At 71.4% G+C, this 25,216-nt stretch carries 24 protein-coding genes; 19 read left to right on the top strand and 5 right to left on the bottom strand.

The window, feature by feature from the left end; translation table 11 throughout:
- The first annotated feature begins 59 nt into the window (after nt 1-59).
- Nucleotides 60-1,292, top strand: a complete 1,233-nt coding sequence (gene hemW, locus AC07AG_RS17215; protein ID WP_478755912.1) for a radical SAM family heme chaperone HemW — start codon at nt 60-62, stop codon at nt 1,290-1,292.
- Between the two features lie 145 nt (nt 1,293-1,437).
- Here the strand turns inward: hemW and AC07AG_RS17210 are convergent, their stop codons facing one another.
- Together AC07AG_RS17210 and AC07AG_RS17205 are read right to left on the bottom strand one after the other, a co-directional pair.
- Complete coding sequence (locus AC07AG_RS17210) at nt 1,438-2,262, bottom strand: DUF3097 domain-containing protein (protein WP_478755911.1); 825 nt, start codon at nt 2,260-2,262, stop codon at nt 1,438-1,440.
- 34 nt (nt 2,263-2,296) lie between these two features.
- Nucleotides 2,297-3,040: an MBL fold metallo-hydrolase gene (locus tag AC07AG_RS17205; protein WP_478755910.1), complete on the bottom strand. Its 744-nt coding sequence runs from the start codon at nt 3,038-3,040 to the stop codon at nt 2,297-2,299.
- Between the two features lie 200 nt (nt 3,041-3,240).
- On the opposite strand from AC07AG_RS17205, the gene hrcA reads away from it, so the two are divergent.
- The 16 genes from hrcA (at nt 3,241) to AC07AG_RS17125 (ending at nt 20,517) form a co-directional block, all read left to right on the top strand.
- The gene (hrcA, locus tag AC07AG_RS17200; protein ID WP_249589973.1) at nt 3,241-4,257 is read left to right on the top strand and encodes a heat-inducible transcriptional repressor HrcA; all 1,017 of its coding nucleotides are present in this window, start codon (nt 3,241-3,243) and stop codon (nt 4,255-4,257) included.
- Entirely contained in the window at nt 4,258-5,394 is a 1,137-nt protein-coding gene (gene dnaJ, locus AC07AG_RS17195; protein ID WP_249589974.1) for a molecular chaperone DnaJ, read from the top strand.
- Nucleotides 5,395-5,553: 159 nt separating this feature from the next.
- On the top strand, nt 5,554-6,651 hold the full coding sequence (locus AC07AG_RS17190) for a nitronate monooxygenase (protein WP_478755909.1): 1,098 nt from the start codon (nt 5,554-5,556) through the stop codon (nt 6,649-6,651).
- Entirely contained in the window at nt 6,648-7,397 is a 750-nt protein-coding gene (locus AC07AG_RS17185; protein WP_478755908.1) for a 16S rRNA (uracil(1498)-N(3))-methyltransferase, read from the top strand. The genes AC07AG_RS17190 and AC07AG_RS17185 overlap by 4 nt, the downstream gene beginning before the upstream one ends.
- 27 nt (nt 7,398-7,424) lie before the next feature.
- Nucleotides 7,425-7,817, top strand: coding sequence for a VOC family protein (locus tag AC07AG_RS17180; protein WP_478755907.1), 393 nt, complete (start codon nt 7,425-7,427; stop codon nt 7,815-7,817).
- Nucleotides 7,818-7,974: 157 nt separating this feature from the next.
- Complete coding sequence (locus AC07AG_RS17175) at nt 7,975-8,547, top strand: hypothetical protein (protein WP_478755906.1); 573 nt, start codon at nt 7,975-7,977, stop codon at nt 8,545-8,547.
- A 45-nt stretch (nt 8,548-8,592) separates the two neighbouring features.
- Nucleotides 8,593-11,871, top strand: a complete 3,279-nt coding sequence (locus AC07AG_RS17170; protein WP_478755905.1) for a S41 family peptidase — start codon at nt 8,593-8,595, stop codon at nt 11,869-11,871.
- Between the two features lie 464 nt (nt 11,872-12,335).
- Nucleotides 12,336-12,689, top strand: coding sequence for a histidine triad nucleotide-binding protein (locus AC07AG_RS17165; protein ID WP_478755904.1), 354 nt, complete (start codon nt 12,336-12,338; stop codon nt 12,687-12,689).
- A gap of 6 nt (nt 12,690-12,695) precedes the next feature.
- The gene (locus AC07AG_RS17160) at nt 12,696-13,604 is read left to right on the top strand and encodes a ribonuclease Z (RefSeq protein WP_478755903.1); all 909 of its coding nucleotides are present in this window, start codon (nt 12,696-12,698) and stop codon (nt 13,602-13,604) included.
- Between the two features lie 13 nt (nt 13,605-13,617).
- The gene (locus tag AC07AG_RS17155) at nt 13,618-14,619 is read left to right on the top strand and encodes an adenosine deaminase (protein WP_478755902.1); all 1,002 of its coding nucleotides are present in this window, start codon (nt 13,618-13,620) and stop codon (nt 14,617-14,619) included.
- 158 nt (nt 14,620-14,777) lie between these two features.
- On the top strand, nt 14,778-15,968 hold the full coding sequence (locus AC07AG_RS17150) for a macrolide family glycosyltransferase (RefSeq protein WP_478755901.1): 1,191 nt from the start codon (nt 14,778-14,780) through the stop codon (nt 15,966-15,968).
- 89 nt (nt 15,969-16,057) lie between these two features.
- Entirely contained in the window at nt 16,058-17,161 is a 1,104-nt protein-coding gene (locus tag AC07AG_RS17145; protein WP_478755900.1) for a carbohydrate kinase family protein, read from the top strand.
- 151 nt (nt 17,162-17,312) lie between these two features.
- Complete coding sequence (locus tag AC07AG_RS17140) at nt 17,313-18,347, top strand: PhoH family protein (protein ID WP_249589984.1); 1,035 nt, start codon at nt 17,313-17,315, stop codon at nt 18,345-18,347.
- 13 nt (nt 18,348-18,360) lie between these two features.
- Nucleotides 18,361-18,858 (top strand): rRNA maturation RNase YbeY, encoded by a 498-nt coding sequence (gene ybeY / locus AC07AG_RS17135; protein WP_249589985.1) that lies wholly within the window; start codon nt 18,361-18,363, stop codon nt 18,856-18,858.
- A 4-nt stretch (nt 18,859-18,862) separates the two neighbouring features.
- Complete coding sequence (locus AC07AG_RS17130) at nt 18,863-20,164, top strand: hemolysin family protein (RefSeq protein WP_478755899.1); 1,302 nt, start codon at nt 18,863-18,865, stop codon at nt 20,162-20,164.
- Nucleotides 20,161-20,517, top strand: a complete 357-nt coding sequence (locus AC07AG_RS17125; RefSeq protein WP_478755898.1) for an MmcQ/YjbR family DNA-binding protein — start codon at nt 20,161-20,163, stop codon at nt 20,515-20,517. The genes AC07AG_RS17130 and AC07AG_RS17125 overlap by 4 nt, the downstream gene beginning before the upstream one ends.
- Nucleotides 20,518-20,521: 4 nt before the next feature.
- Here AC07AG_RS17125 and AC07AG_RS17120 read toward each other — a convergent pair whose 3' ends face one another.
- Nucleotides 20,522-21,946 (bottom strand): MFS transporter, encoded by a 1,425-nt coding sequence (locus tag AC07AG_RS17120; protein ID WP_478755897.1) that lies wholly within the window; start codon nt 21,944-21,946, stop codon nt 20,522-20,524.
- A gap of 180 nt (nt 21,947-22,126) precedes the next feature.
- Between AC07AG_RS17120 and AC07AG_RS17115 the strand changes: the two genes are divergently transcribed.
- Nucleotides 22,127-22,951 (top strand): helix-turn-helix transcriptional regulator, encoded by an 825-nt coding sequence (locus tag AC07AG_RS17115; RefSeq protein WP_478756303.1) that lies wholly within the window; start codon nt 22,127-22,129, stop codon nt 22,949-22,951.
- Nucleotides 22,952-22,977: 26 nt separating this feature from the next.
- The gene (locus AC07AG_RS17110; protein ID WP_478755896.1) at nt 22,978-23,331 is read left to right on the top strand and encodes a cytidine deaminase; all 354 of its coding nucleotides are present in this window, start codon (nt 22,978-22,980) and stop codon (nt 23,329-23,331) included.
- Nucleotides 23,332-23,480: 149 nt separating this feature from the next.
- On the opposite strand, the gene AC07AG_RS17105 is transcribed toward AC07AG_RS17110, so the two are convergent.
- Both AC07AG_RS17105 and AC07AG_RS17100 read right to left on the bottom strand, forming a co-directional pair.
- On the bottom strand, nt 23,481-23,819 hold the full coding sequence (locus tag AC07AG_RS17105) for a P-II family nitrogen regulator (protein WP_478755895.1): 339 nt from the start codon (nt 23,817-23,819) through the stop codon (nt 23,481-23,483).
- Nucleotides 23,816-25,129 (bottom strand): ammonium transporter, encoded by a 1,314-nt coding sequence (locus AC07AG_RS17100; RefSeq protein WP_478755894.1) that lies wholly within the window; start codon nt 25,127-25,129, stop codon nt 23,816-23,818. The genes AC07AG_RS17105 and AC07AG_RS17100 overlap by 4 nt, the downstream gene beginning before the upstream one ends.
- Nucleotides 25,130-25,216: the final 87 nt, after the last annotated feature.

The following is a 25,216-nucleotide window of genomic DNA, read 5'->3' as shown; positions in this document are numbered from 1 at the left end:
CTTGTACGGGGTCTCGTGCGCGGCGTCGGGTTCCTTCGTGGTGCGGGACAATCGAAGGTATGCCTTCCGCACTGCCCGATGGTGAGCCCATGCCCGAGGACGGCGCGCTGCCCGCGTCCGCCCTGCAGGGAGCGGGGGCCCGTCCGCTCGGCTTCTACCTCCACGTCCCGTACTGCGCCACGCGCTGCGGCTACTGCGACTTCAACACGTACACGGCGACCGAGCTGCGCGGCTCCGGCGGCGTGCTCGCCTCACGTGACAACTACGCGGACACCCTGATCGACGAGGTGCGGCTCGCGCGGAAGACCCTGGGCGACGACCCGCGTCCGGTGCGGACCGTCTTCGTCGGGGGCGGTACGCCGACGCTCCTCGCCGCCGCCGATCTCGTCCGCATGCTGGGTGCCGTCCGGGAGGAGTTCGGGCTTGCGGACGACGCCGAGATCACCACCGAGGCGAACCCCGACTCCGTCGATCCGGCGTACCTGAGCGAGCTGCGGGCCGGGGGCTTCAACCGCGTCTCCTTCGGGATGCAGAGCGCCAAGCAGCACGTACTGAAGGTGCTCGACCGTACGCACACACCCGGGCGGCCCGAGGCGTGCGTGGCGGAGGCGCGGGCCGCGGGCTTCGATCACGTCAACCTGGACCTCATCTACGGCACGCCGGGAGAGAGCGACGACGACTGGCGGGCCACGCTGGACGCGGCGATCGGCGCCGGGCCCGACCACGTGAGCGCCTACGCGCTGATCGTCGAGGAGGGCACGCAGCTGGCGCGGCGGATCCGGCGCGGCGAGGTCCCGATGACGGACGGCGACGTGCACGCGGACCGGTATCTGATCGCCGACGAGGTGCTCGGCGGTGCGGGATTCTCCTGGTACGAGGTGTCCAACTGGGCCACGTCCGAGGCCGGGCGGTGCCTGCACAACGAGCTGTACTGGCGGGGGGCCGACTGGTGGGGGGCCGGGCCGGGGGCCCACAGCCATGTCGGGGGCGTGCGGTGGTGGAACGTCAAGCATCCCGGGGCGTATGCGGGGGCGCTGGCCGCCGGGCGCTCGCCTGGGGCCGGGCGGGAGGTTCTGGCTGCGGAGGATCGGCGGGTGGAGCGGATCCTGCTTGAGCTGCGGCTGCTTGAGGGGTGTCCGTTGACGCTGCTTCGGCCTGCGGGTCTGGCCGCTGCGGAGCGGGCGCTTTCCGATGGGCTGCTGGAGGCGGGGCCCTACGGGGAGGGGCGGGCGGTTCTTACGCTGCGGGGGCGGTTGCTCGCGGACGCGGTCGTGCGGGACCTGGTGGACTGAGGCTCGGGCGGGCCCCGCGGGGCTTTCCCCAACCCCGCCCGGCTCCGCCGAGTTCGTCCTCAAACGCCGGACGGGATGAGACGCGATGGGCGACCGCGGGGCAATCTGGTGGGTGGGCGGGAAAGATCCGCCGCGCAGCGGCGGCCTAGGACTCGGGTGCCGTGACGAAGTCGATCAGTTCCTCCACGCGGCCCAGCAGCGCCGGCTCAAGATCCCGGTAGCTGCGCACCGAGCCCAGGATCCGCTGCCACGCGGCCCCCGTGTTCAGGGGCCAGCCGAGCGCCTCGCAGACGCCCGTCTTCCAGTCCTGCCCCCGCGGGACACGGGGCCACGCCTCGATGCCCACCGACGACGGCTTCACCGCCTCCCACACGTCGATGTAGGGGTGCCCCACCACCAGGGCCGAGGAGGAGTTGACCTGCGCCGCGATCCTCGACTCCTTGGAGCCGGGGACGAGGTGGTCCACCAGGATGCCCAGGCGCGCGTCGGGGCCGGGGGAGAACTCCTCGACGATGGCCGGGAGGTCGTCGATGCCCTCCAGGTACTCGACGACCACGCCCTCGATCCGCAGGTCGTCGCCCCACACCCGCTCGACGAGCTCCGCGTCGTGCCGCCCCTCGACGTAGATCCGTCCCGCACGGGCGACCCGGGCCCGCGCCCCCGGCACGGCCACCGAACCGGATGCGGTGCGTGTGGGACGTACAAGAGGAGATGCGGCCGACGGGCGGACCAGTGTGACCGTCCGGCCCTCCAGGGCGAAGCCACCGGGAGTCATCGGGAAGACGCGGTGCTTGCCGAAGCGGTCCTCCAGGGTCACCGTCGGACCTTCCGCCGTCTTCTCGCAGCGGATCACCGCCCCGCAGAAGCCGGTGCCGAGCTCCTCCACCACGAGGTCCGCCTCCGCGGCGACCTCCGGCACGGACTTCGGCTTCTTCCACGGCGGTGTGAGGTCTGCGGAGTACTGGCGCATTCGCATGACGATAGGAGAAACGGCGTACGACCGGCTACGACACGCCGAAGCGGGCCGCCAGTGTGGCGCGTTGCGCACGGACAAATGCCGCGTCGACCACCGCACCGTGCCCCGGCACGTACAACGCGTCCTCCCCGCCCAGGTCGAGCAGCCGGTCGAGCGCGGCCGGCCACCGCTGCGGGACCGCGTCGTCCCCCGCCTGCGGTTCGCCCGACTCCTCGACCAGGTCGCCGCAGAAGACGATCTCCGGGGAGCCGTCCGTGCCGCGGACCAGGACCGCCAGGTCGTGGCCCGAGTGGCCGGGACCGACGTTGGCGAGCAGGACCTGTACCCCGCCGCCCAGGTCGAGCGTCCACTCCCCGCACACCAGGTGGTGCGGGCGCACGAGCAGGTCGGTGGCCTCCGCCGCGGCGTCCGCGGCGACCCCGTGCCGGACGGCCGAGTCGCGCAGCTCGTCGCGGCCCTTCGTGAGGAGGGTGTCGATGCCGACCGCGCCGTACACCTCCACGCCCGCGAACGCCGCGGCGCCCAGGACATGGTCGAAGTGCGGGTGCGTCAGGGCGAGGTGGGTGACCCGGCGGCCCCCGCCGAGGATGCCGCGCGCCTGGGTGCGCAGCTGTGCCCCCTCGCGCAGGGTCGCCCCCGCCTCGATCATCAGCGCCGATTCGCCGCCGACGACAAGACCCGCCGTGCAGTCCCACACCGGCAGGCGCCGCCGCCCCACATGCGGCGCGAGCCGCTCCCAACCCGCCTCGTCCCAAGCCAGTGCCACGTCCATACGCCGACGCTAGCCCCGCACGGGCGGCTTGGCAGCCGCTGCCCCACCCGTCGGACTGACACAGGTGGTCCGGCCCTTGCCGGGGTCGTACCTCGCGGCCGTACACTGGGCCCGGTGAAGGCTGGCACTCGCCCCAGGTGAGTGCCAGGCGAGACATCAGGGCAGGCAGGATTCAGGGCAAAAGGTGGAGGTGTGCGCGGATGCTCAATGAACGCAGGCTCGAGGTGCTGCGCGCCATCGTCCACGACTATGTCGGCACCGAGGAGCCCGTCGGCTCCAAGGCGCTCACCGAGCGGCACAGCCTCGGGGTCTCACCGGCCACGGTCCGCAACGACATGGCGGCGCTCGAGGAGGAAGGGTTCATCGCCCAGCCTCATACGAGTGCGGGGCGCATCCCGACGGACAAGGGGTACCGCCTCTTCGTCGACCGGCTCGCGGGCGTCAAGCCGATGGCGGCGCCGGAGCGCAGGGCCATCCAGAACTTCCTCGACGGCGCCGTCGACCTCGACGACGTCGTGGCGCGCACGGTGCGGCTGCTCGCGCAGCTGACCCGGCAGGTCGCGGTCGTGCAGTATCCGTCCCTCACGCGGTCGACGGTGCGGCACGTGGAGCTGCTTTCGCTTGCTCCGGCCCGCCTGATGCTCGTACTGATCACGGACACGGGCCGGGTCGAGCAGCGCATGATCGACTGTCCCGCCCCGTTCGGCGAGACCTCGCTGGCGGACCTGCGGGCGCGGCTCAACAGCCGGGTCGCGGGCCGCCGCTTCGCGGACGTGCCGCAGCTGGTGCAGGACATGACGGAGTCCTTCGACGCGGAGGACCGGGGCACGGTGGCGACGGTGCTCTCCACCCTCCTCGAAACCCTCGTCGAGGAGACCGAAGAGCGGCTGATGATCGGCGGAACGGCCAATCTCACCCGCTTCGGACATGACTTTCCCCTCACCATCAGGCCCGTCCTGGAGGCTCTTGAGGAGCAGGTCGTCCTGCTCAAGTTGCTTGGCGAGGCCACAGATTCGGGCATGACCGTACGGATCGGTCACGAGAACGCCCATGAGGGACTCAGCTCTACGTCCGTGGTCTCCGTCGGCTACGGTTCGGGCAGCGAGGCAGTAGCCAAACTCGGCGTGGTCGGCCCGACCCGCATGGACTATCCGGGAACGATGGGAGCAGTACGCGCAGTGGCACGTTACGTCGGACAGATCCTGGCGGAGTCGTAAGTGGCCACGGACTACTACGCCGTACTAGGCGTGCGCCGCGACGCTTCCCAGGACGAAATCAAGAAGGCCTTCCGAAGGCTGGCGCGTGAGCTTCACCCGGACGTGAATCCGGACCCGAAGACTCAGGAGCGCTTCAAGGAGATCAACGCCGCGTACGAGGTGTTGTCAGACCCGCAGAAGAAGCAGGTCTACGACCTCGGCGGCGACCCGCTGTCCCAGGCGGGCGGCGGCGGTGCGGGCGGTTTCGGGGCCGGTGGCTTCGGCAACTTCTCGGACATCATGGACGCGTTCTTCGGGACGGCGTCGCAGCGTGGCCCCCGGTCGCGCACGCGCCGTGGCCAGGACGCCATGATCCGGCTCGAGATCGACCTGGACGAGGCGGCCTTCGGGACCACCAAGGACATACAGGTCGACACGGCGGTCGTCTGTACGACCTGCAGCGGTGAAGGCGCCGCCCCGGGGACGTCCGCTCAAACGTGTGACATGTGCCGCGGTCGCGGCGAGGTGTCGCAGGTCACGCGGTCCTTCCTCGGCCAGGTCATGACCTCGCGGCCGTGCCCGCAGTGCCAGGGCTTCGGCACGGTCGTGCCCACCCCGTGCCCGGAGTGCGCCGGCGACGGCCGCATCCGGTCGCGGCGGACGCTCACCGTGAAGATCCCCGCCGGTGTCGACAACGGCACGCGGATCCAGCTCGCGGGCGAGGGCGAGGTCGGCCCCGGCGGCGGCCCCGCAGGCGACCTGTACGTGGAGATCCACGAGCTGCCGCACGCCGTGTTCCAGCGGCGCGGGGACGACCTGCACTGCACGGTCACCATCCCCATGACGGCCGCGGCTCTGGGCACCAAGGTGCCCCTGGAGACGCTGGACGGTTTGGAAGAGGTCGACATCCGGCCCGGCACGCAGTCAGGACAGTCGGTGCCGCTGCACGGCAGGGGCATCACGCACCTGCGGGGCGGCGGGCGAGGCGACCTCATCGTGCACGTCGAGGTCCTCACGCCGAGCAAGCTGGACGCGGAGCAGGAGCGGGTCCTGCGGGAGCTGGCGCAGCTGCGCGGTGAGGAGCGGCCCACCGGGCAGTTCCAGCCGGGGCAGCAGGGCCTGTTCTCGCGCCTCAAGGACGCGTTCAACGGGCGGTAGCGCCTGAAGCAGTGGCTTGGTGCCCCCGGTGGCGGACAACCGCCGCCGGGGGCGCTTTGTCATCTTCGGCTGCGGACCGTCCTTGGTCGCTCGCGCAGTTCCTCGCGCCCCTTCGGGGCACGATTCGGCGGCCCGCGCGGGGCATGGCACGATGCGTTCATGTCCTCCGTGCTGACCGGTCTTTCCCGCCTTCCGATCGTGCAGGCCCCCATGGCGGGCGGCGCCTCGTGCCCCCAGCTCGCCGCGGCCGTCTCCGAGGCCGGGGGGCTCGGATATCTCGCCGCCGGGTACAAAACCGCCGACGGGATGTACCAGGAGATCAAACAGCTGCGGGGGCTCACGAGCCGGCCGTTCGGCGTGAATCTCTTCATGCCGCAGCCCGAGTACGCCGATGCCGCCGCCGTCGACGTCTACCGCAACCAGCTCGCCGGTGAGGCCGCCTGGTACGAGACGCAGCTCGGCGATCCGGACAGCGGCCGCGACGACGGCTACGACGCCAAGCTCGCGATCCTCGTCGAGGACCCGGTGCCGCTGGTGTCGTTCACCTTCGGGTGCCCCACCCGCGACGTCTTCGACGCCTTCGCGCGGGTCGGCACGATCACCGTCGCGACCGTGACCACACCCGAAGAGGCGCAGACCGCCCAGTGGTCCGGCGCGGACGCCGTGTGCGTGCAGGGCATCGAGGCCGGCGGCCACCAGGGCACACACCGCGACAACCCCGAGACGGACGGCGCCGGGCTCGGCCTTCTCTCGCTCATCGCGCAGGTGCGCGACACCGTGCAGATCCCGATCGTCGCGGCCGGCGGCCTGATGCGCGGCTCGCAGATCGCCGCGGTGCTCGCGGCGGGCGCCGACGCCGCGCAGCTGGGCACGGCCTTCCTGGTCTGCCCGGAGTCGGGTGCGAACGTCCTGCACAAGCAGGCCATGACCAACCCGCTGTTCACCCGCACCGAACTGACCCGCGCCTTCTCCGGCCGCCCCGCGCGGGGCCTGGTCAACCGCTTCATGCGCGAGCACGGGCCCTACGCCCCCGCCGCCTACCCCCAGATCCACCACCTCACCAGCGGCCTGCGCAAGGCCGCGGCCAAGGCCGGTGACGCGCAGGGCATGGCGCTGTGGGCCGGGCAGGGGCACCGCATGGCGCGGGAGCTCGAGGCCGGGCAGCTCGTGGAGGTCCTGGCGGCCGAACTGGCCGAGGCGAAGGCCGCGCTGGCGGCCGAAGGGCAGCAGGAGACCGAGCCCGGGAGCCAGGTGTGACCGCTCCCGTCTTCGTCGTCGAGACCTTCGAGAACGCTGCCGCGGGCGGCGACGGACGCTACGTGCTCGATGGTCCCGAAGGGCGCCATGCCGTCTCCGTGAAGCGGCTGCACGCCGGTGAGGACGTCGTCCTGACCGACGGGGCCGGGCGCTGGGCCGAGTGCGTCGTCCTGGACACCGAGGGCAAGGACCGGCTGATCCTGCGGATGGACTCCGTGGCGGAAGAGGCGCCGCAGGAGCCCCGGATCACCGTCGTGCAGGCGCTGCCCAAGGGCGACCGCGGTGAACTCGCCGTCGAGACCATGACGGAGACCGGCGTCGACGCGATCGTGCCCTGGTCCGCGTCGCGCTGCATCACGCAGTGGAAGGGCGAGCGCGGGCTCAAGGCGCTCGGCAAGTGGCGCGCCACGGCGCGCGAGGCGGGCAAGCAGTCCCGCCGCGTGCGCTTCCCCGAGGTCGCGGATGCCGCGTCGACCAAGCAGGTCGCGGCGCTGCTCGCGGACGCCGACTTCGCCGCTGTCCTGCACGAGGAGGGCAGCGAACCGCTGGCCACCGCGGAGCTTCCCGCCGCCGGGCACATCGTTCTCGTGGTCGGCCCCGAGGGCGGCGTCTCCCCGGACGAGCTCGCGGCGTTCGCCGACGCGGGAGCCAAGCCGTACCGCCTGGGGCGTAGCGTGTTGCGTACGTCGACCGCGGGGACGGCGGCCACCGCACTGCTCCTGGGACGCACGGGCCGCTGGTCCTGAACCCCCGCGCCCAGCAAGGGGGATGCCGTGGAACTGGCCCAAGTACGCCTGCTCGTATCGGACTTCAGTGCCTGCTACCACTTCTACGCCGACATCCTCGGCCTCAAGCCGCAGTCGGGGGCGGTGGACGGGCCGTACGAGAAATTCAGCCCCGCGACCGGCTCCGCGGGGATCGCGCTCCAGGACCGCTCGATGATGGCTCGGCTCCTCGACGAGCTGGAGGGGTCGGCGACCGGACACCGCTCCCTCGTGGTGCTGCGGGTCGACGACCTCGACGCGTACTGCGGGAAGGTCGTCGAGCGCGGCGGGACCATCGCTCAAGGACCCGCGCCGCTGACGGACCGCATGCGGGTCGCCCATCTCAAGGACCCCGAGGGGAACTTGGTGGAGTTGCAGGAGTGGCTGCTGCTGCGCGGCTAGGGGCGCCGCCTCGCCGACGGGCGGGCGGACGGGGCCGGCCGGAGTTGGACGCAAAGGGGACTGTCGTCAGGCGGCTCGCAGTGGCACTCTGCCGCCTATGGGGGCATTGAGGCGCTTACGTGATCGAGCAGGGGACGTACGTGGTCGGCGCCGACGGGTGCTGTACGCCGTCGGGTTCGCGGGGGCGGCGGTGATCGGGGCCGCCGCGTGCGATCCGGTCGACGGGGACATGAACACCGCGGCCATCGCGATCACCACCGACGAGATGGCGACGAAGGAGCTGGAGCGGCAGCACCTCGACGTGCTGTGGATCAGCTGTACCGCCCGCTTCAAGGACAAGGTCACCCCGTCCAGCGGCGACCCGACACCCGAAACCGTCTCCACCGTGGACTGCCAGGGGCAGGCCAGGAACGGGAAGGGTTCCGACGACACCAGCAACATCACCGTCAAGGGGACGGTGTGGTCGGTCGTCGACGGACACTGCGTACGCGGGAACCTGACCGCCAAGGTCGACGGCAAGGAGTGGTTCCGGGTGGATGTGCTCGGCGACTGCTCCGGCGGTGACGACGGAGGCGGCGACGGCGGCGGCAACGGGGGTGACGACCACGACGGTGACAAGCCGACCCAGCCGCCGGAACAGCCGCCCGGAGCGACGGCCACGGTGACCGTCACGGCCGATCCGCCGCCGCAGGCGCCCGATCCGACATGCTCGTGCTTCAAGGGCAAGTGATCCAAAAGGCTGACCGGCTCCGCCGCGGCTGCTTAGGCTGGCTGAGTGACACTGACTGGGCACCCTGCGTATCTACGGTTTCCGCATCTGCGCGGCGAGTTGGTCGCCTTCACCGCTGAGGACGACGTCTGGGTCGCACCTCTCGACGGCGGCCGGGCATGGCGCGTCAGCGCCGACAACATGCCGGTGAACCATCCCCGCATCTCCCCGGACGGGACGACCGTCGCCTGGACGTCCACGCGTGACGGCGCCCCCGAGGTGCATGTCGCGCCGGTCGACGGCGGTTCCTCCAAACGCCTCACGTACTGGGGCAGTTCACGCACCTCGGTGCGGGGCTGGACCCCGGACGGGCAGGTCCTCGCGGTCAGCACGGCGGGCCAGGCCTCGCTGCGCCGCAGCTGGGCGCGGGCCGTTCCGCTGGACGGCGGGCCCGCGGACACCCTGCCGTACGGCGTCGTGGGCGATGTCGCGCACGGCCCGCAGGACGGCCAAGTCCTGCTGCTCTCCGCGCCGATGGGGCGCGAGGCGGCCTGGTGGAAGCGGTACCGCGGCGGCACGGCGGGCAAGCTCTGGATCCGGGGCGGGGGCGCGGGCGGCGTCGGTGCCGAGGGGGGAGAGGACCGCTTCGTACGTGTCCATGAAGAGCTCGACGGGAACATCGAGTACCCGCTGTGGGTGGGGGAGCGCATCGCTTTCCTCTCCGATCACGAAGGCGTCGGCGCCGTCTACTCCTCGTTGCCGGACGGATCGGATCTGCGCCGGCACACGGGAGTCGACGGTTTCTACGCCCGCCATGCCGCCACCGACGGCACGCGCGTCGTCTACGCGTCCGCGGGTGAACTCTGGCTCCTGGAAGACCTGTTGGAGGCCGAGCCGCGCCGTATCGACGTCCGCCTCGGCGGTCAGCGCACCGACCTCCAGCCGTTCCCGGTGACCGCGGCACGCTGGTTCGGTGCCGCCGCCCCCGATCACACGGGCCGAGGCAGCGCCGTCTCCGTGCGCGGCGGCGTGCACTGGGTGACCCACCGGGAGGGGCCCGCCCGCGCGCTCGCCGCCGAGCACGGGGTGCGCGCACGGCTGCCGCGGACGTTCCGCGTCGACGGCGAGGAGCACGTGGTCTGGGTGACCGACGCGGAGGGCGACGACGCGCTCCAGTTCGCGCCGGCCACGGGGCTCGCGCCCGGGGCGACGCCGCGCAGGATCGCCGTCGGGCAGCTGGGGCGGGTGCTCGCGCTTGCCGTCGCACCCGACGGCAGCAGGGCCGCCGTCGCCTCGCACGACGGGCGGGTGCTCCTGGTGGAGCGGGAGAGCGGGGAGGTGCGGGAGGTCGACCGCGGGGAGCACGGGGACGCCAGTGGGCTCGTCTTCTCGCCGGACTCGGCCTGGCTCGCGTGGTCGCATCCGGGGCCGAGCCCGCTGCGGCAGCTGAAGCTGGCGAACACGGCCGACCTCTCGGTGTCCGAGGCGACCCCGCTGCGGTTCCGTGACTACGCGCCCGCGTTCACGCTGGACGGCAAGCATCTGGCGTTCCTGTCGGCGCGGGCCTTCGACCCCGTCTACGACGAGCACGTCTTCGACCTCGCCTTCGTCGGCGGATCGCGGCCGCACCTCATCACCCTGGCCGCCACCACGCCCTCGCCCTTCGGGCCGCAGCGGCACGGGCGCCCCTTCGAGGCACCCGACAAGGACGAGACCCCGGACAGCGAGGGCTCGCCCGTCACCCGCATCGACCTCGACGGGCTCGCGGACCGCATCGTGCCGTTCCCGGTCGAGGCCGCCCGCTACTCGACCCTGCGGGCCGCCAAGGACGGCGTCCTGTGGCTGCGCCACCCCGTGCGGGGCGTTCTCGGCGCGTCCCGCGCCACGCCGTCGGACCCCGATCCGCGGACCGAGCTGGAGCGGTACGACCTGGTCCAGCAGCGCATCGAGGAACTGGCCTCGGACGCCGACCACTTCGCCGTCAGCGGGGACGGCAAGCGGGTGCTGCTGTGGGCCGACGGGAAGCTGAAGGTCGTGCCGAGCGACCGGCGGGCCTCCGGTGACGAGAACTCCGACTCGAACATCACCGTCGACCTCACGCGGGTCCGCCAGACCGTCGATCCCGCCGCCGAATGGCGCCAGATGTACGACGAGGCCGGGCGCCTCATGCGGGACAACTTCTGGCGGCCCGACCTGGGCGGGGTCGACTGGGACGGCGTGCTCGACCGCTACCGGCCGGTGCTGGGGCGGGTGGCCACGCACGACGACCTCGTGGACCTGCTGTGGGAGGTCGCCGGGGAGCTCGGTACGTCACACGCGTACGTCATGGGGGGCGGGGCCTGGGGGAGTTCGGCGGTGCGGCAGGGGCTGCTCGGGGCGGATGTCTCGCGGGGCGCGGACGGGGCGTGGCGGATCGACCGGATCCTCCCCTCCGAGACGTCGGATCCCGCCGCCAGGTCGCCGCTGGCCGCGCCGGGGGTGGCGGTGCGGGCCGGGGACGCGCTGCTTGCCGTCGCGGGGCGGCCGGTGGATCCGGTGGCGGGTCCGGGGCCGCTCCTCGTGGGTACGGCGGGCAAGCCGGTGGAGCTGACGGTGTCGCCCGCGGGCGGGGGCGATCCGCGGCACGCGGTGGTGATCCCCGTCGACGACGAGGAGCCGTTGCGGTACCACGCCTGGGTGGTGGACCGCCGTGCGTACGTCCATGAGCGGTCGGGGGGACGGCTCGGGTATCTGCACGTGCCGGACATGCAGGCGCCCGGGTGGGCGCAGATCCACCGGGACCTGCGGGTGGAGGTGGCGCGGGACGGTCTCGTCGTGGACGTCCGCGAGAACAGGGGCGGGCACACGTCTCAGCTGGTGGTGGAGAAGCTGGCCCGGAAGATCGTGGGCTGGGACCTGCCGCGGGGTTCGCGGCCGTACAGCTATCCGGCGGACGCGCCGCGGGGGCCTGTGGTCGCCGTCGCCAACGAGTTCTCGGGTTCCGACGGGGACATCGTGAACGCGGCGATCAAGGCGTTGGGGATCGGGCCCGTGGTGGGGACGCGGACGTGGGGCGGGGTGATCGGGATCGACAGCCGGTACCGGTTGGTGGACGGGACGCTGGTGACGCAGCCGAAGTACGCGTTCTGGCTGGAGGGGTATGGCTGGGGCGTCGAGAACTACGGGGTCGATCCGGACGTGGAGGTGGTGACGGCGCCGGAGGACTACGCGGCGGGGCGGGATCCGCAGCTGGACGAGGCGATTCGCTTGGCGCTCGCGGCGTTGGAGGTTGCGCCGCCTAAGACTGCGCCGGGGCTGCCGGGGCTGCCGGGGCTGCCGGAGCTGCCGGAGCTGCCGGGAGTGTGACTGCGGGCTGCGGGTCTGGTCCGTGGGTGGGGGCGGGGCCGCGCCGGTATGTCCGTCCTCGCTATCGTCCGGTGGCCGTCGGGTTGCTTCGGTGCTGGAGTGCCGCGAGCCGTGCTCCGGGCGGACATACCGGCCCGTCCCCTCGGGCGGGCTCCCGGCTGCGGGCACGTGAGCGTCGACCTCCCTGCCTACCTGCCCCTGGGCACCCCACCCCCGGCCCCTTCCGACCCCACCCACCTGCGACGCGAAGCCCCGCCCCACCCACCCATGGCGCTGCGGGGCAATCGGGTGGGTGGGTGGGAAAGCTTGTTCGTTCAGGGGCGGATGCGGGGTGAACGGGTGGGTGGGCGGCAAGGCTTGTTCGGTCAGCTGGGGCCGCCGGGGGTGGAGGGAGGGGCCGAGCTGGGGCGCAGCCCGGATAGCATGCGGGGGCACAGGGAAACCGCGACGACCGGAGGCGCCTTATGGCGGGAGAACCGCAGGCCGACTGCCTGTTCTGCAAGATCGTCGCGGGGGACGTGCCCGCGACCCTGGTCAGGGAGACGGACACGACCGTCGCCTTCCGGGACATCAACCCGCAGGCCCCCACCCACGTCCTGGTCATCCCCAAGGTGCACTACCCGGACGCCGCCTCCCTCGCCGCCGCCGAACCCGCCATCGCCGCCGACGTCCTCCGCGAGGCCGGCGAGGTCGCCCTGGAAGAGAAGGCGGAGAGCTATCGCATCGTCTTCAACACCGGCTCCGGCGCGGGCCAGACCGTCTTCCACGCGCACGCCCACGTCCTCGGCGGACGCGGCCTGCAGTGGCCTCCGGGATAACTCGCCTTGTCCGTACGTGAATTGGTGGTTCTCGGCACCGCGAGCCAGGTTCCCACCCGGCACCGCAACCACAACGGGTACGTCCTGCTCTGGGACGGGCAGGGCATTCTCTTCGACCCCGGCGAGGGCACGCAGCGGCAGATGCTGCGTGCCGGGGTCGCCGCGCACGATCTGCATCGGATCTGTGTCACCCACTTCCATGGTGATCACTCGCTCGGGCTTCCGGGCGTCATCCAGCGCATCAACCTGGACCGGGTTCCGCACGACGTGACCGTGCACTTCCCCCGCTCCGGGCAGCACTTCCTCGACCGGCTGCGGTATGCCACCGCCTACAGGGAGACCGTCTCGCTCGTCGAGGAACCCGTGGTGGCCGATGGGCCGTTGGCCGTCACCCCCTCGTTCACGCTCGACGCCGCCAAGCTCTCCCACCCCGTCGAGTCATTCGGCTACCGCATCACCGAGCCCGACGGGCGGCGGATACTGCCGGAGCTGCTCGCCGCGCACGGCATCGCCGGGCCCGACGTGGGGCGCCTCCAGCGGGAGGGTGAACTGCGGGGCGTCACGCTCGACGACGTGAGCGTGGTGCGGCGGGGGCAGCGGTTCGCCTTCGTGATGGACACCCGGCTGTGCGACGGCGTCCACGCCCTCGCCGACGGCTGCGACATGCTCGTCATCGAGTCCACCTTTCTCGACCAGGACGAGCAACTCGCCCTCGATCACGGGCACTTGACCGCCGGTCAGGCCGCACGCGTGGCCGTGGACCGCGGCGTACGGCATCTCGTACTCACCCATTTCAGCCAGCGCTACCCCGACCCCGGCGCATTCGAGCAGCAGGCCCGGGACGCGGGCTTCGACGGTGAACTCACCGTCGCGCAAGACCTGTTGCGTGTACCTCTGCCCAAACGAACCACCTGAGTGAGCCGCCGCCATGCCCCTTCCCAAAGCCGAACTCCACCTCCACATCGAGGGAACGCTCGAACCCGAGCTGGCCTTCGCCCTCGCCGCCCGCAACGGCGTCACCCTCCCGTACGCGGACACCGAAGCCCTGCGCAAGGCCTATCTCTTCGATGATCTGCAGTCCTTTCTTGATCTCTATTACGGGTTGATGGCCGTTCTGGTTACCGAGGGAGACTTCGAGGAGCTTGCCGACGCCTATCTGGCGCGGGCCGCCCGGCAGGGCGTGCGGCACGCCGAGATCTTCTTCGACCCGCAGGCGCACATGGTGCGCGGCGTCGGCATCGGCACCGTGATGGAGGGGCTCGGGCGCGCCCTGGAGCGGAGCGAGGAGCGGCACGGGATCTCGACCCGGCTCATCATGTGCTTCCTGAGGGACCAGTCCGCCGAGTCGGCTCTGGAGACCTTGGAGGCCGCCGGGCCCCATCTCCACCGCATCGTGGGCGTCGGGCTCGACTCCGCCGAGGTCGGGCATCCGCCCGCCAAGTTCCGCGAGGTGTACGAGGCGGCGGCCGCGCTCGGTCTGCGCCGCGTCGCCCACGCGGGCGAGGAGGGGCCGCCCGCGTACATCACGGAGGCCCTGGACGTCCTGGGCGTCGAACGCATCGACCACGGGCTGCGCTGCATGGAGGACCCGGAGCTCGTGGAGCGGCTCGTGCGGGAGCGGACGCCGCTCACGCTCTGCCCGCTCTCCAATGTGCGGCTGCGCGCCATCGACGTACTGGAGGAGCACCCTCTGGCGCGGATGATGGACGCCGGGCTGCTGTGCACGGTCAACTCCGACGACCCGGCGTACTTCGGCGGATACGTCGACGACACCTTCCACGCGGTGCGGGAGGCGCTGGGTCTCGACCAGGAGCGGCTGCGCGAGCTCGCGCGGAACTCGTTCGAGGCCTCCTTCCTCGACGGGAGCCCGGAGGACGAGGCTCTTCGGGCGCGGTACATCGCCGAGGTCGCGGAATATTCGTTCGACTGATCGTCGGGGGCCGGACTACGGTCCGCCCATGGACTCCTTCATTCAGCTCTACGGCTGACACCGACCTGACAGGCCCGAGCGCCCCGCGATCAGCGGCAGGCGCCGGGCCGTCGTGTCCTCGCCCGTAGGAAGTTGAATCACGCGAAGGAATCTCATCCATGAATCGTCGAACGTCCCGTCGGCCTGCCCATATCGCCATGGTCGGTGTCCCGATGGTCAGCCATGTGCTGCCCAGCCTGGAGATCATCCGCGAACTGGTGGCGCGCGGGCACCGGGTGACGTATGCCAACGACCCGGCGACCCGCGAGCTGATCGAGCCCACCGGCGCCGAACTCGTCCCGTGCACCTCGCTGTTGCCGTTCAAGGACAACATCTGGCCCGAGGACCCGATCGCCGCGAGCGCTCTCTTCCTCGACGACGCGATGGCGGTCCTTCCGCAGTTGCGCTCGTTCTACGGCGACGACCCCGCCGATCTGTATCTGTACGACATCGGCGCGTACGTCGCGCGTGCGCTGGCCGAGGAGCAGGGGCGGCCGTTCGTGCAGCTGTCGCCCACCTTCGTGGCCTGGGAGGGCTATCAGGAGGAGGTCGCGGCGCACATTCAGCAGCTGCCCGGGGCCGCCGAGCTCGAGGCACGGTTCGGGGAGTGGCTCGCGGGGACCGGGGCCACGACCCTGGACGTCGGCGCCTTCTCGGGGACTCCCGACCGCGCCGTCGCGATGATCCCCCGGGCCATGCAGATCTCCGCCGACCGGGTCGATCCGCAGCGGGTCGACTTCGTCGGGCCCTGCTTCGGGGACCGGTCGGGGCAGGGGAGCTGGCAGCGGCCCGGGGGCGCCGAGAAGGTGCTGCTCGTGTCGCTGGGCTCCGCGTACACCCAGCAGCCCGGGTTCTACCGCACCTGCGTGGCCGCGTTCGGCGGGCTCGCGGGGTGGCACGTGGTGCTGCAGATCGGCAAGCACGTGGATCCCGCGGAGCTCGGTGAGGTGCCGGGGAACGTGGAAGTGCGCTCGTGGGTGCCGCAGTTGGCGATCCTGGAGCAGGCCGACGCGTTCGTCACGCACGCGGGCATGGGCAGCAGCAGTGAAGGCCTCTTCACCGGCGTGCCGATGATCGCGGTGCCCCAGGGGGCCGAGCAGCCGATGAACGCGGACCGGCTCGTGGAGCTGGGGGTGGCGCGGCGGATCGACACCGCCGACGCGACCGCCGACACGCTGCGGTCCGCTCTCCTCGAGCTGACGTCCGATCCCGACGTCGCGGCTCGGGCCGCCCGCCTCAAGGCCGATGCGCGCGCCGAGGGCGGCACGGCTCGGGCGGCCGATCTCATCGAGGCGGAGCTCGGCGGCTAGCGGCCAGGACCCCGGAGCGCCGGACGGGCCGAACCCTCGGCCCGTCCGGCATTCGGCCTCCGACGAGCTTCATCCGTTACGTTGCCTGCATGGTCGTACCCCTCAAACCCAGCATCGACCCGCTCAAGGGAGCCCGCAGAGCAGGCGATCCGCCCTGCGACGTCTTCCTCACCGGCACGGTCTTCCTCGACATCATCTTCACCGGACTCGACTCGGCGCCCGTACGCGGCACCGAGTCCTGGGCGCGCGGTATGGGGTCGAGCCCCGGTGGCGTCGCCAACATGGCGACCGCGCTCGCCCGGCTCGGCCTGCGCACCTCGCTCGCGGCGGCGTTCGGGGACGACCACTACGGGGAGTACTGCTGGGACGCGCTCGAACAGGGCGAGAACATCGACCTCGCGACGTCGCGCACCGTGCCCGGCTGGCACTCCCCGGTGACCGTCTCCATGGCGTACGAGGGCGAGCGGACCATGGTCAGCCACGGGCACGAGCCGCCGCCCGACGCGGCGTCCCCGAACGGCGGCGCCCCGGCGTGCCCGCCCCGCGCGCGTGCCGCCGTGGCCTCCCTGACGCCCGGCACCCGCGAGCCGTGGATCGCCGAGGCCGCGCGCACGGGCACCCGGATCTTCGCCGACGTGGGCTGGGACGACACCGGGCGCTGGGATCTGGCGGGGCTCGCCGACCTGGAGCACTGCGAGGCGTTCCTGCCGAACGCGGAGGAGGCCATGCGGTACACGCGGACCCAGTGCCCCCGGGCCGCCGCGCGGGCGCTGACCGAGCACGTTCCGCTCGCCGTGGTGACGCTGGGTGCGGAAGGGGCGTACGCGGTGGACGGGAGGACCGGCGAGACCGCCGAGGTTCCGGCCATCGCGGTTGAGGCCCTCGATCCCACGGGGGCCGGTGATGTCTTCGTGGCGGGCTTCGTGACCGGCACCCTGGCCGGCTGGCCCCTCGCGGACCGGCTCGCCTTCGCGGGGCTCACGGCGGCGCTCTCGGTGCAGGAGTTCGGCGGGTCCCTGTCGGCGCCGGGCTGGGCGGAGGTCGCCACGTGGTGGCGGACCGTGCGGGAGGTCGACGACCAGGACCCCGTGGCGCTGCGGCGGTACGGGTTCCTGGAAGGGCTGCTTCCGGAGGCCACGCGTCCGTGGCCGCTGCGGCGCGCCGTGCCCACGATCGGGTTCAGGTCGGCGTAGACCGGCGCCGGAGTTCGCACAGCCGTGCGTGACCGGAGTGGAAAAGCCCTACGGCAGTGTCAGTGGTGCGTCGTACTCTTGGCAGTGCAAGGCTGTCGAGCGGCCACCAAGCCCCGCATGAGGAGGATGAGCAGGCCTTCAGCGCCGGCCCATGACTCAGACACCCACAGCTCATACCCCTGCCCAGGGTCAGGCCCGAGCCCACTTCACCGTTCCGGCGAACCACCCGATGGTGACGGTGCTCGGCTCCGGAGACGCCCTGTTGCGCGTGATCGAGAAGGCCTTCCCGGCGGCCGACATCCATGTCCGGGGCAATGAGATCAGCGCCGTCGGTGACGCCCATGAAGTCACCCTCATCCAGCGCCTGTTCGACCAGATGATGCTGGTGCTCCGCACCGGTCAGCCGATGACGGAGGACGCCGTGGAACGCTCGATCGCCATGCTCAGGGCGGACGAGGCAGGAGAGGGCGACGGACCGGAGACCCCGGCCGAGGTCCTCACGCAGAACATCCTCTCGTCCCGCGGCCGCACGATCCGCCCCAAGACGCTTAACCAGAAGCGCTATGTCGACGCGATCGACAAGAACACCATCGTCTTCGGCATCGGCCCGGCGGGCACCGGCAAGACGTACCTCGCCATGGCCAAGGCCGTGCAGGCGCTGCAGGCCAAGCAGGTCAACCGCATCATCCTGACCCGCCCCGCCGTCGAGGCAGGCGAGCGTCTCGGCTTCCTGCCGGGCACGCTCTACGAAAAGATCGACCCGTACCTGCGGCCGTTGTACGACGCGCTGCACGACATGCTCGACCCCGACTCGATCCCGCGTCTGATGGCCGCGGGGACCATCGAGGTCGCCCCGCTCGCGTACATGCGGGGCCGCACGCTGAACGACGCGTTCATCATCCTGGACGAGGCACAGAACACCAGCGTCGAGCAGATGAAGATGTTCCTCACCCGCCTCGGCTTCGAGTCGAAGATCGTGATCACGGGCGACGTCACGCAGGTCGACCTGCCGAACGGCACGAAGTCGGGTCTGCGCCAGGTCCAGGACATCCTGGAGGGCATCGACGACGTGCACTTCTCGCGGCTCACGTCCAGCGATGTCGTACGGCACAAGCTGGTCGGCCGTATCGTCGACGCGTACGAGAAGTACGACGACAGTCAGCAGAACAAGAAAAACGGGAAGTAGCGGAAGCCGCACCATGTCGATCGACGTCAACAACGAATCCGGAACCGAGGTCGACGAGCAGGCGATCCTCGACATCGCCCGCTACGCACTCGCGCGGATGCGCATCCACCCGCTCTCCGAGCTCTCGGTGATCGTGCTGGACGCCGACGCCATGGAGCAGCTGCACATCCAGTGGATGGACCTGCCGGGACCGACGGATGTCATGTCCTTCCCGATGGACGAGCTGCGCCCGCCCGCCAAGGACGAGGAGGAGACCCCGCAGGGTCTCCTCGGCGACATCGTGCTCTGCCCCGAGGTGGCGCTCAAGCAGGGCAAGGAAGCGGAGACGGAGCACTCCATGGACGAGGAGCTCCAGCTGCTCACCGTCCATGGAGTCCTGCACCTGCTCGGGTACGACCACGAGGAGCCGGACGAGAAGGCCGAGATGTTCGGCCTCCAGGCGGCCATCGTCGACGGCTGGCGCGCCGAGAACGGCCTGACCGGGCCGTCTCCGGCGCCCACCGTCTCGTAACGCCATGAGCTTCCAGCTGATCGCGGGCGCCGTCGCCCTGGTCGTCGTCGCCTGGCTCGCGGCCTGCGCCGAGGCGGGCATCGCCCGCACCTCCAGCTTCCGTGCGGAGGAAGCGGTCCGCTCCGGGCGGCGCGGCAGCGCCAAGCTCGCACAGGTCGCCGCCGACCCCACCCGCTATCTCAACGTGGCGCTGCTCGTGCGCGTCGCGTGCGAGATGGCCGCGGCGTCCCTGGTGACGTATGCCTGCCTGAACGAATTCGACGAGACCTGGCAGGCGCTCGCCGTCGCAATCGCGGTGATGGTCCTCGTGTCGTACGTGGCCGTGGGCGTCTCGCCGCGCACCATCGGCCGCCAGCACCCGCTCAACACGGCGACGGCCGCGGCGTACGTCCTGCTGCCGCTGGCCCGGATCATGGGCCCGATCCCGCCGCTCCTGATCCTCATCGGCAACGCGCTCACACCCGGCAAGGGCTTCAGGCGCGGCCCGTTCGCCTCCGAGGCCGAGCTGCGGGCGATGGTCGACCTCGCCGAGAAGGAATCCCTCATCGAGGACGACGAGCGCCGCATGGTGCACTCCGTCTTCGAGCTCGGCGACACCCTCGTACGCGAAGTCATGGTGCCCCGGACGGACTTGGTCGCCATCGAGCGCTTCAAGACCATCCGGCAGGCGCTCACCCTCGCGCTGCGGTCCGGCTTCTCGCGGATCCCGGTGACGGGCGAGAGCGAGGACGACGTCGTCGGCATGGTGTATCTCAAGGACCTCGCCCGCAAGACGCACATCAACCGCGACAGCGAGTCGGACCTGGTGTCGACGGCGATGCGCCCGGCGACGTTCGTGCCCGACACGAAGAACGCGGGCGACCTGCTGCGCGAGATGCAGCAGGAGCGCAACCACGTCGCCGTCGTCATCGACGAGTACGGCGGCACGGCCGGCATCGTCACCATCGAGGACATCCTCGAAGAGATCGTCGGCGAGATCACCGACGAGTACGACCGTGAACTGCCGCCCGTCGAGGAGCTCGCGGACGGCTGCTACCGCGTCACCGCGCGCCTGGACATCGGAGACCTCGGCGAGATCTTCGGGCTCGACGAGTTCGACGACGAGGACGTCGAGACGGTCGGCGGCCTGCTGGCCAAGGCGCTCGGCCGGGTGCCGATCGCCGGGGCGTCGGCGGTCGTGCCGCTGCCGGACGGGCGCGAGCTGCGGCTGACCGCGGAGTCCGCCGCGGGGCGGCGGAACAAGATCGTGACGGTGCTCGTGGAGCCGGTCGTGTCCAAGGACGAGGGGGAGGGGACCTCGGGGTGACCCCGCAGGAACTGCGTACGTTCTGCCTGTCGTTCAACGACGCGGCGGAGGAGTTTCCGTTCGGGCCCGAGGCCTCGGTGTTCAAGGTCGCGGGGAAGATGTTCGCGCTGAGCTCGCTGGACGCGAAGCCGCTGACCGTGAACCTCAAGTGCGATCCGGACATGGCGGTCCAGCTGCGGGCCGCGCACCCGGAGATCGTGCCCGGGTGGCACATGAACAAGCGGCACTGGAACACCGTGACGGTGGACGCGAAGCTCCCGGACGCGATGGTCCGGGAGCTGATCGAGGACTCGTACGACCTGGTGGTCGCCGGCCTCCCGAAGGCTGTGCGGCTCCGGCTCGACCGGCCCTGAGCCGTCAGCCGGTGCGCCTGGCGCGCAGGCCCGTCCCCACCAGGGCCGCCGCCACCAGCAGGACCGCCGCGTCGATCAGGAGCACCGTCCGCGTTCCCGCCAGGAGATCCGTGCCGGTGGTCGCGAGGACTCCCAGGAGCGGGATGCCGATCGTGATGCCCACCTGCTGGGTGGACGTCACCAGGCCCGTGGCCAGGCCCTGCTCCTCGTCCGGGACGCCCGACGTGACGGTCACGCCGTACGAGATGATCGCGCCGAGGTGGAACATGCTCGCCACCGAGACGCCCGCCGTGGCCAGCCAGACCGACCGGACGCCGTCGTCGATGCCGAGCAGCGCCGCGATGAACAGGCCCTGGCCGAGGAGCGAGACGACGAGGGTGCGGCGTGCCCCGAAGCGGCTGATGACCTTGGGGGCGTAGATCCCGGCGACCACCGAGAGCACACCCTGCACGCCGAAGACGAGACCCGTCCGGAAGGCGGAGAGCTCCAGGACCTCCTGGAGGTAGAGCGTGAGGACGAAGACGACCGCGGACATCATCGAGAAGGTGACCAGACCGCCCAGGTTGCCCCACGCCACCGTCCGCCGCCGCAGCATCGGCAGCGAGACCAGCGGGGACGCGGCGCGCGACTCGATCCGGCCGAAGGCCGCGAGCAGCAGCACGCCGGCCACCAGCGTGACGATGACGTCCGTGCCGCCGAAGCCGCGTTCGGCCGCCGTGGAGAGCGCGTAGATCAGGGCGAGCAGACCGCCGGTGACGGTGACCGCGCCGGGGATGTCGAGGCGGGGGCGGTCAGGGGTGCGGGACTCGGGCAGGAGGCCCGGCGCGAGCGGCAGCACGATCAGGACGAAGAGGGTCAGCAGACCCATCGTGGAGCGCCAGCCGAGCGTGTCGGTCAGTACGCCGCCCAGGACCATGCCGACCGTGAACCCGAGCGAGAGCAGCGTGCCGGAGATGCCGAGAGCCCGGTCGCGCTGCGGGCCCTCGGGGAAGGTCGTGGTGAGCAGGGACATGCCGGTCGGCACGATGGCCGCCGCGCCCACGCCCTGCAGCGCGCGCCCGGTGAGGAACGACGCCGGGTCCCAGGCGAAGGTCGCGAGCAGCGAGGCGAGGCCGAACAGGGCGAGGCCGCCGAGGAACAGCTTGCGCCGCCCGAACAGGTCGCCGGTGCGGCCGAACAGCAGCAGGAAGCCGCCGGAGGGAAGGGCGAACGCGGTCACCGCCCACTGCAGCGCGGACTGGCTCATGCCCAGGTCGCCGCCGAGCACGGGCAGCGCCACGTTCAGGACGGAGAAGTCGAGCGCGACCATGAACTGGGCGGCGCAGAGCACGAAGAGGACGAGCTTGTCGCGGGGAGAGAGCTTGGGGGCCTGGAGCAGCTCGGGTTCGGGGGCCGCGGTGGACGGGGGAGTGGTGGTGTCGATCGCCATGGGAATGAGCTTCGGGTCTCCGGAATACCCGTGGGGAGCGGGAACTTATGCTGGTGGTCGCAACACCAGGCAGAGGGGGAGCCGCGGATGGCAGGGACGAGCGAGGCGGCGGCCGTTGCGGCTGCCCGGCCCCAGGACGAGTCCAAGGCGCGGCGCCTCGGCGAACTGCGCGAGTTCCTGATGAGCCGCCGCGCCCGGGTCAGCCCCGCGGAGGCGGGACTTCCGGACGGCGGGGCGCGACGGCGTACGCCGGGTCTGCGCCGCGAGGAGGTCGCCGTGCTCGCCGGGGTCGGCGCGTCCTGGTACCAGTGGCTGGAGCAGGGCCGCGACATCTCGGTGTCGCCGCAGGTCCTTGACTCCGTGGGGCGCGTCCTGAAGCTGTCGAGCGCCGAGCGGCGGCACTTGTACGCCCTTGCCGGGCTCAACCCGCCCGCCCCCGAGGTCGAGCAGGGCGACCGGGACATGTGCGACGGGATGCAGCGCCTGATCGACACGTGGATGCCGTACCCGGCGCACATCATGGACCGTTACTACAACTGCGTCATGTACAACGACGCGGCCGGGATGGTCTTCGGGATGCGCCCCGAGATCACCCAGAACTGTCTCGTGGACTTCTTCACCGACCCCATCTACCGCTCCCGGAGCGTGAGTTGGCGGACGAACGCGGAGACGGTCGTCGCGCAGTTCCGCGCCTCGTGCTCGGAGGCCCCGGAGGACGAGGGGTTCCAGACGATCCTCGCCGAGCTGCGGGAATCGGCGGGCGAGGAGTTCACCGAGCTGTGGGAGCGGCGGGACGTGCGGCCCGCCGGGCAGGTCCACAAGGAGCTGACGCATCCGCTGGTGGGGGCGTTGCACGTCGAGTCGACGGCCCTGCGGGTGCCGGCGCGGCCCGACCTGACGATCGTGCTGCACACGCCGCTCGCGGAGGCGGATACGGCGGCGAAACTGGAGTGGCTCGCGTCGCCCGAGGGGCGGCGGGGGTCGATGTACCCGGTGGCCGTGTAGCGCTTCGAGCTCCGTATGCTCGGCTCATGACCGAGAGTGCTGCGCTTGACGCTGAGGACCGGAAGATCGTGACGCTGGCTCGTTCGGCGCGGGCGCGGAACGGGGTGGCCGAGGGGGCCGCTGTGCGGGACGAGACGGGGCGGACTTATGTCGCCGGGACCGTTTCCCTCGACTCCCTGAAGCTTTCCGCGCTTCGGACCGCCGTGGCGATGGCGGTCGCCTCTGGTGCGGAGTCCTTGGAGGCGGCGGCGGTCGTCTCCGGCGCGGAGGCGCTCTCCGCGGAGGATCTTTCCGCTGTCGCGGACCTTGGCGGGGCCGGGACGCCGGTTTTCCTGGCGGGGCCTGATGGTGAGGTCCGGGTGCGGGCTCAGGCCAACTGATCCATTCCCCAACCCCGCCCCTTCCCGAAAACTCGCTGGGCGCGAGGGCCTGGCTGGGGCTCTGCCTCAGACCCCGTACAAGATGGCCTCAAACGCCGGCCGGGCTGAACTTTCAGCCCGGCCGGCGTTTGAGGACGAACTCGCCGGAGTCACACCGCGTCCGGGCCCCGTTCTCCCGTCCGTACCCGCACCACCGTCTCCACCGGGACCGCCCACACCTTCCCGTCGCCGATCTTTCCCGTCGCCGCCGCGCGGACGATCGCGTCGATCGCCGGGTCGGCGTCCATGTCGTCGACGACGACCTCGATCCGCACCTTCGGCACCAGGTCCACCTGGTACTCCGCGCCCCGGTACACCTCCGTGTGCCCCCGCTGGCGTCCGTAGCCGCTCGCCTCGGTGACGGTCAGGCCCTGTACGCCCAGTTCCTGGAGCGCCGTCTTCACCTCGTCGAGGCGGAACGGCTTGATGACCGCGGTAATGAGCTTCATGCGACGTTGCTCCCCTTCATCGGGCCGACCAGGACGCCGTGATCGTAGGCCGTCTCCGCGTGGTGCGTCTGGTCGAGGCCCGTCATCTCGTCGTCGGCGGACGCGCGGAAGCCCATCAGCTTGTCGATCGCCTTGCCGATGCCGTACGTCACGGCGAACGTGTACGCCGCCACGACGAGCACCGCCACCGCCTGCTTGCCCAGCTGGGCGAGCCCGCCCCCGTAGAAGAGGCCCTCCGCGCCGTCCGTCATCGTGGCCGTCGCGAACAGGCCGATCAGGAGCGTGCCGACCACGCCGCCGACCAGGTGGACGCCCACGACGTCGAGGGAGTCGTCGTAGTCGAAGCGGAACTTCCAGGCCACGGCGTACGAGCAGACCACGCCCGCCGCGAGACCGACCACCGCGGCGCCGAGCACCCCGACGACCCCGCACGCGGGGGTGATCGCCACCAGGCCCGCGACCGCGCCCGATGCCGCGCCGAAGGTGGTGGGGTGGCCGTCGCGCTTCTGCTCCACGAAGAGCCAGCCCAGCAGGCCCGTGCAGCCGGCGAGCAGCGTGTTCAGGAGGGATGCCGCGGCGAGGCCGTTCGCGCCGAGGGCCGAGCCGCCGTTGAAGCCGAGCCAGCCGAACCAGAGCAGGCCCGCGCCCATCAGGACCATCGGCAGGTTGTGCGGGCGCATCGCGTCCTTCTTGAAGCCGATGCGCGGGCCGATGACCAGGACGAGCGCGAGGCCGGACGCACCGGACGCGATCTCGACGACCAGGCCGCCCGCGAAGTCCAGGGCGCCGAGTGACGAGGAGATCCAGCCGTCCGGGCCCCAGACCCAGTGCGCCACGGGAACGTATACGAGCAGCGCCCAGAGCGGCACGAAGACGAGCCACGCCGTGAACTTCGCGCGGTCCGCGATCGCGCCGCTGATCAGCGCCGTGGTGAGGATCGCGAAGGTCAGCTGGAAGGTGGTGAACAGGAGGGTCGGGACCGTACCCGTGAGCGTGCTCGGGCCGATGCCCGCCATGCCCAGGTGGTCGACGCCGCCGATCAGTCCTGCGAAGGTGTCGTCGCCGAACGCGAGCGAGTAGCCGGCGAGCAGCCACACCACGGTGACCAGGGCGATCGACACGAAACTCATGAGGAGCATGTTGAGGACGCTCTTCGTGCGGACCATGCCGCCGTAGAAGAGCGCGAGGCCCGGTGTCATCAGCAGGACGAGGGCGGTGGCCGCGAGCAGCCAGGCGGTGTCGCCGGTGTCGGGGCCCTTGGCCGCGGCCAGGGTGGTCGTGAGCGGGTGCGACGCGTACACGGTCTGCACGGGGAATCTCTCCTCCGGGTGGGGGCAGAGGGAGAGCGTCACCGCCCCGGGTTTCGGAACGGACACCCGGGCGTTTCCGCCGTGTTT

The organism is Streptomyces sp. NPDC044044 (assembly GCF_056434405.1).
The sequence above is the reverse complement of the archived record's forward strand: the minus strand, read 5'-3'. Positions and strand labels throughout refer to the sequence as shown.

Coding starts and splice junctions, on each gene's coding strand:
- AC07AG_RS17110 (WP_478755896.1), top strand. CDS start 22,978: ATGACCGAGAGTGCTGCGCTTGACGCTGAGGACCGGAAGATCGTGACG.
- AC07AG_RS17155 (WP_478755902.1), top strand. CDS start 13,618: ATGCCCCTTCCCAAAGCCGAACTCCACCTCCACATCGAGGGAACGCTC.
- hemW (WP_478755912.1), top strand. CDS start 60: ATGCCTTCCGCACTGCCCGATGGTGAGCCCATGCCCGAGGACGGCGCG.
- AC07AG_RS17165 (WP_478755904.1), top strand. CDS start 12,336: ATGGCGGGAGAACCGCAGGCCGACTGCCTGTTCTGCAAGATCGTCGCG.
- AC07AG_RS17145 (WP_478755900.1), top strand. CDS start 16,058: ATGGTCGTACCCCTCAAACCCAGCATCGACCCGCTCAAGGGAGCCCGC.
- AC07AG_RS17190 (WP_478755909.1), top strand. CDS start 5,554: ATGTCCTCCGTGCTGACCGGTCTTTCCCGCCTTCCGATCGTGCAGGCC.
- hrcA (WP_249589973.1), top strand. CDS start 3,241: ATGCTCAATGAACGCAGGCTCGAGGTGCTGCGCGCCATCGTCCACGAC.
- AC07AG_RS17150 (WP_478755901.1), top strand. CDS start 14,778: ATGAATCGTCGAACGTCCCGTCGGCCTGCCCATATCGCCATGGTCGGT.
- AC07AG_RS17115 (WP_478756303.1), top strand. CDS start 22,127: ATGAGCCGCCGCGCCCGGGTCAGCCCCGCGGAGGCGGGACTTCCGGAC.
- AC07AG_RS17210 (WP_478755911.1), bottom strand. CDS start 2,262: ATGCGCCAGTACTCCGCAGACCTCACACCGCCGTGGAAGAAGCCGAAG.
- AC07AG_RS17205 (WP_478755910.1), bottom strand. CDS start 3,040: ATGGACGTGGCACTGGCTTGGGACGAGGCGGGTTGGGAGCGGCTCGCG.
- AC07AG_RS17105 (WP_478755895.1), bottom strand. CDS start 23,819: ATGAAGCTCATTACCGCGGTCATCAAGCCGTTCCGCCTCGACGAGGTG.
- AC07AG_RS17120 (WP_478755897.1), bottom strand. CDS start 21,946: ATGGCGATCGACACCACCACTCCCCCGTCCACCGCGGCCCCCGAACCC.
- ybeY (WP_249589985.1), top strand. CDS start 18,361: ATGTCGATCGACGTCAACAACGAATCCGGAACCGAGGTCGACGAGCAG.
- AC07AG_RS17140 (WP_249589984.1), top strand. CDS start 17,313: ATGACTCAGACACCCACAGCTCATACCCCTGCCCAGGGTCAGGCCCGA.
- AC07AG_RS17130 (WP_478755899.1), top strand. CDS start 18,863: ATGAGCTTCCAGCTGATCGCGGGCGCCGTCGCCCTGGTCGTCGTCGCC.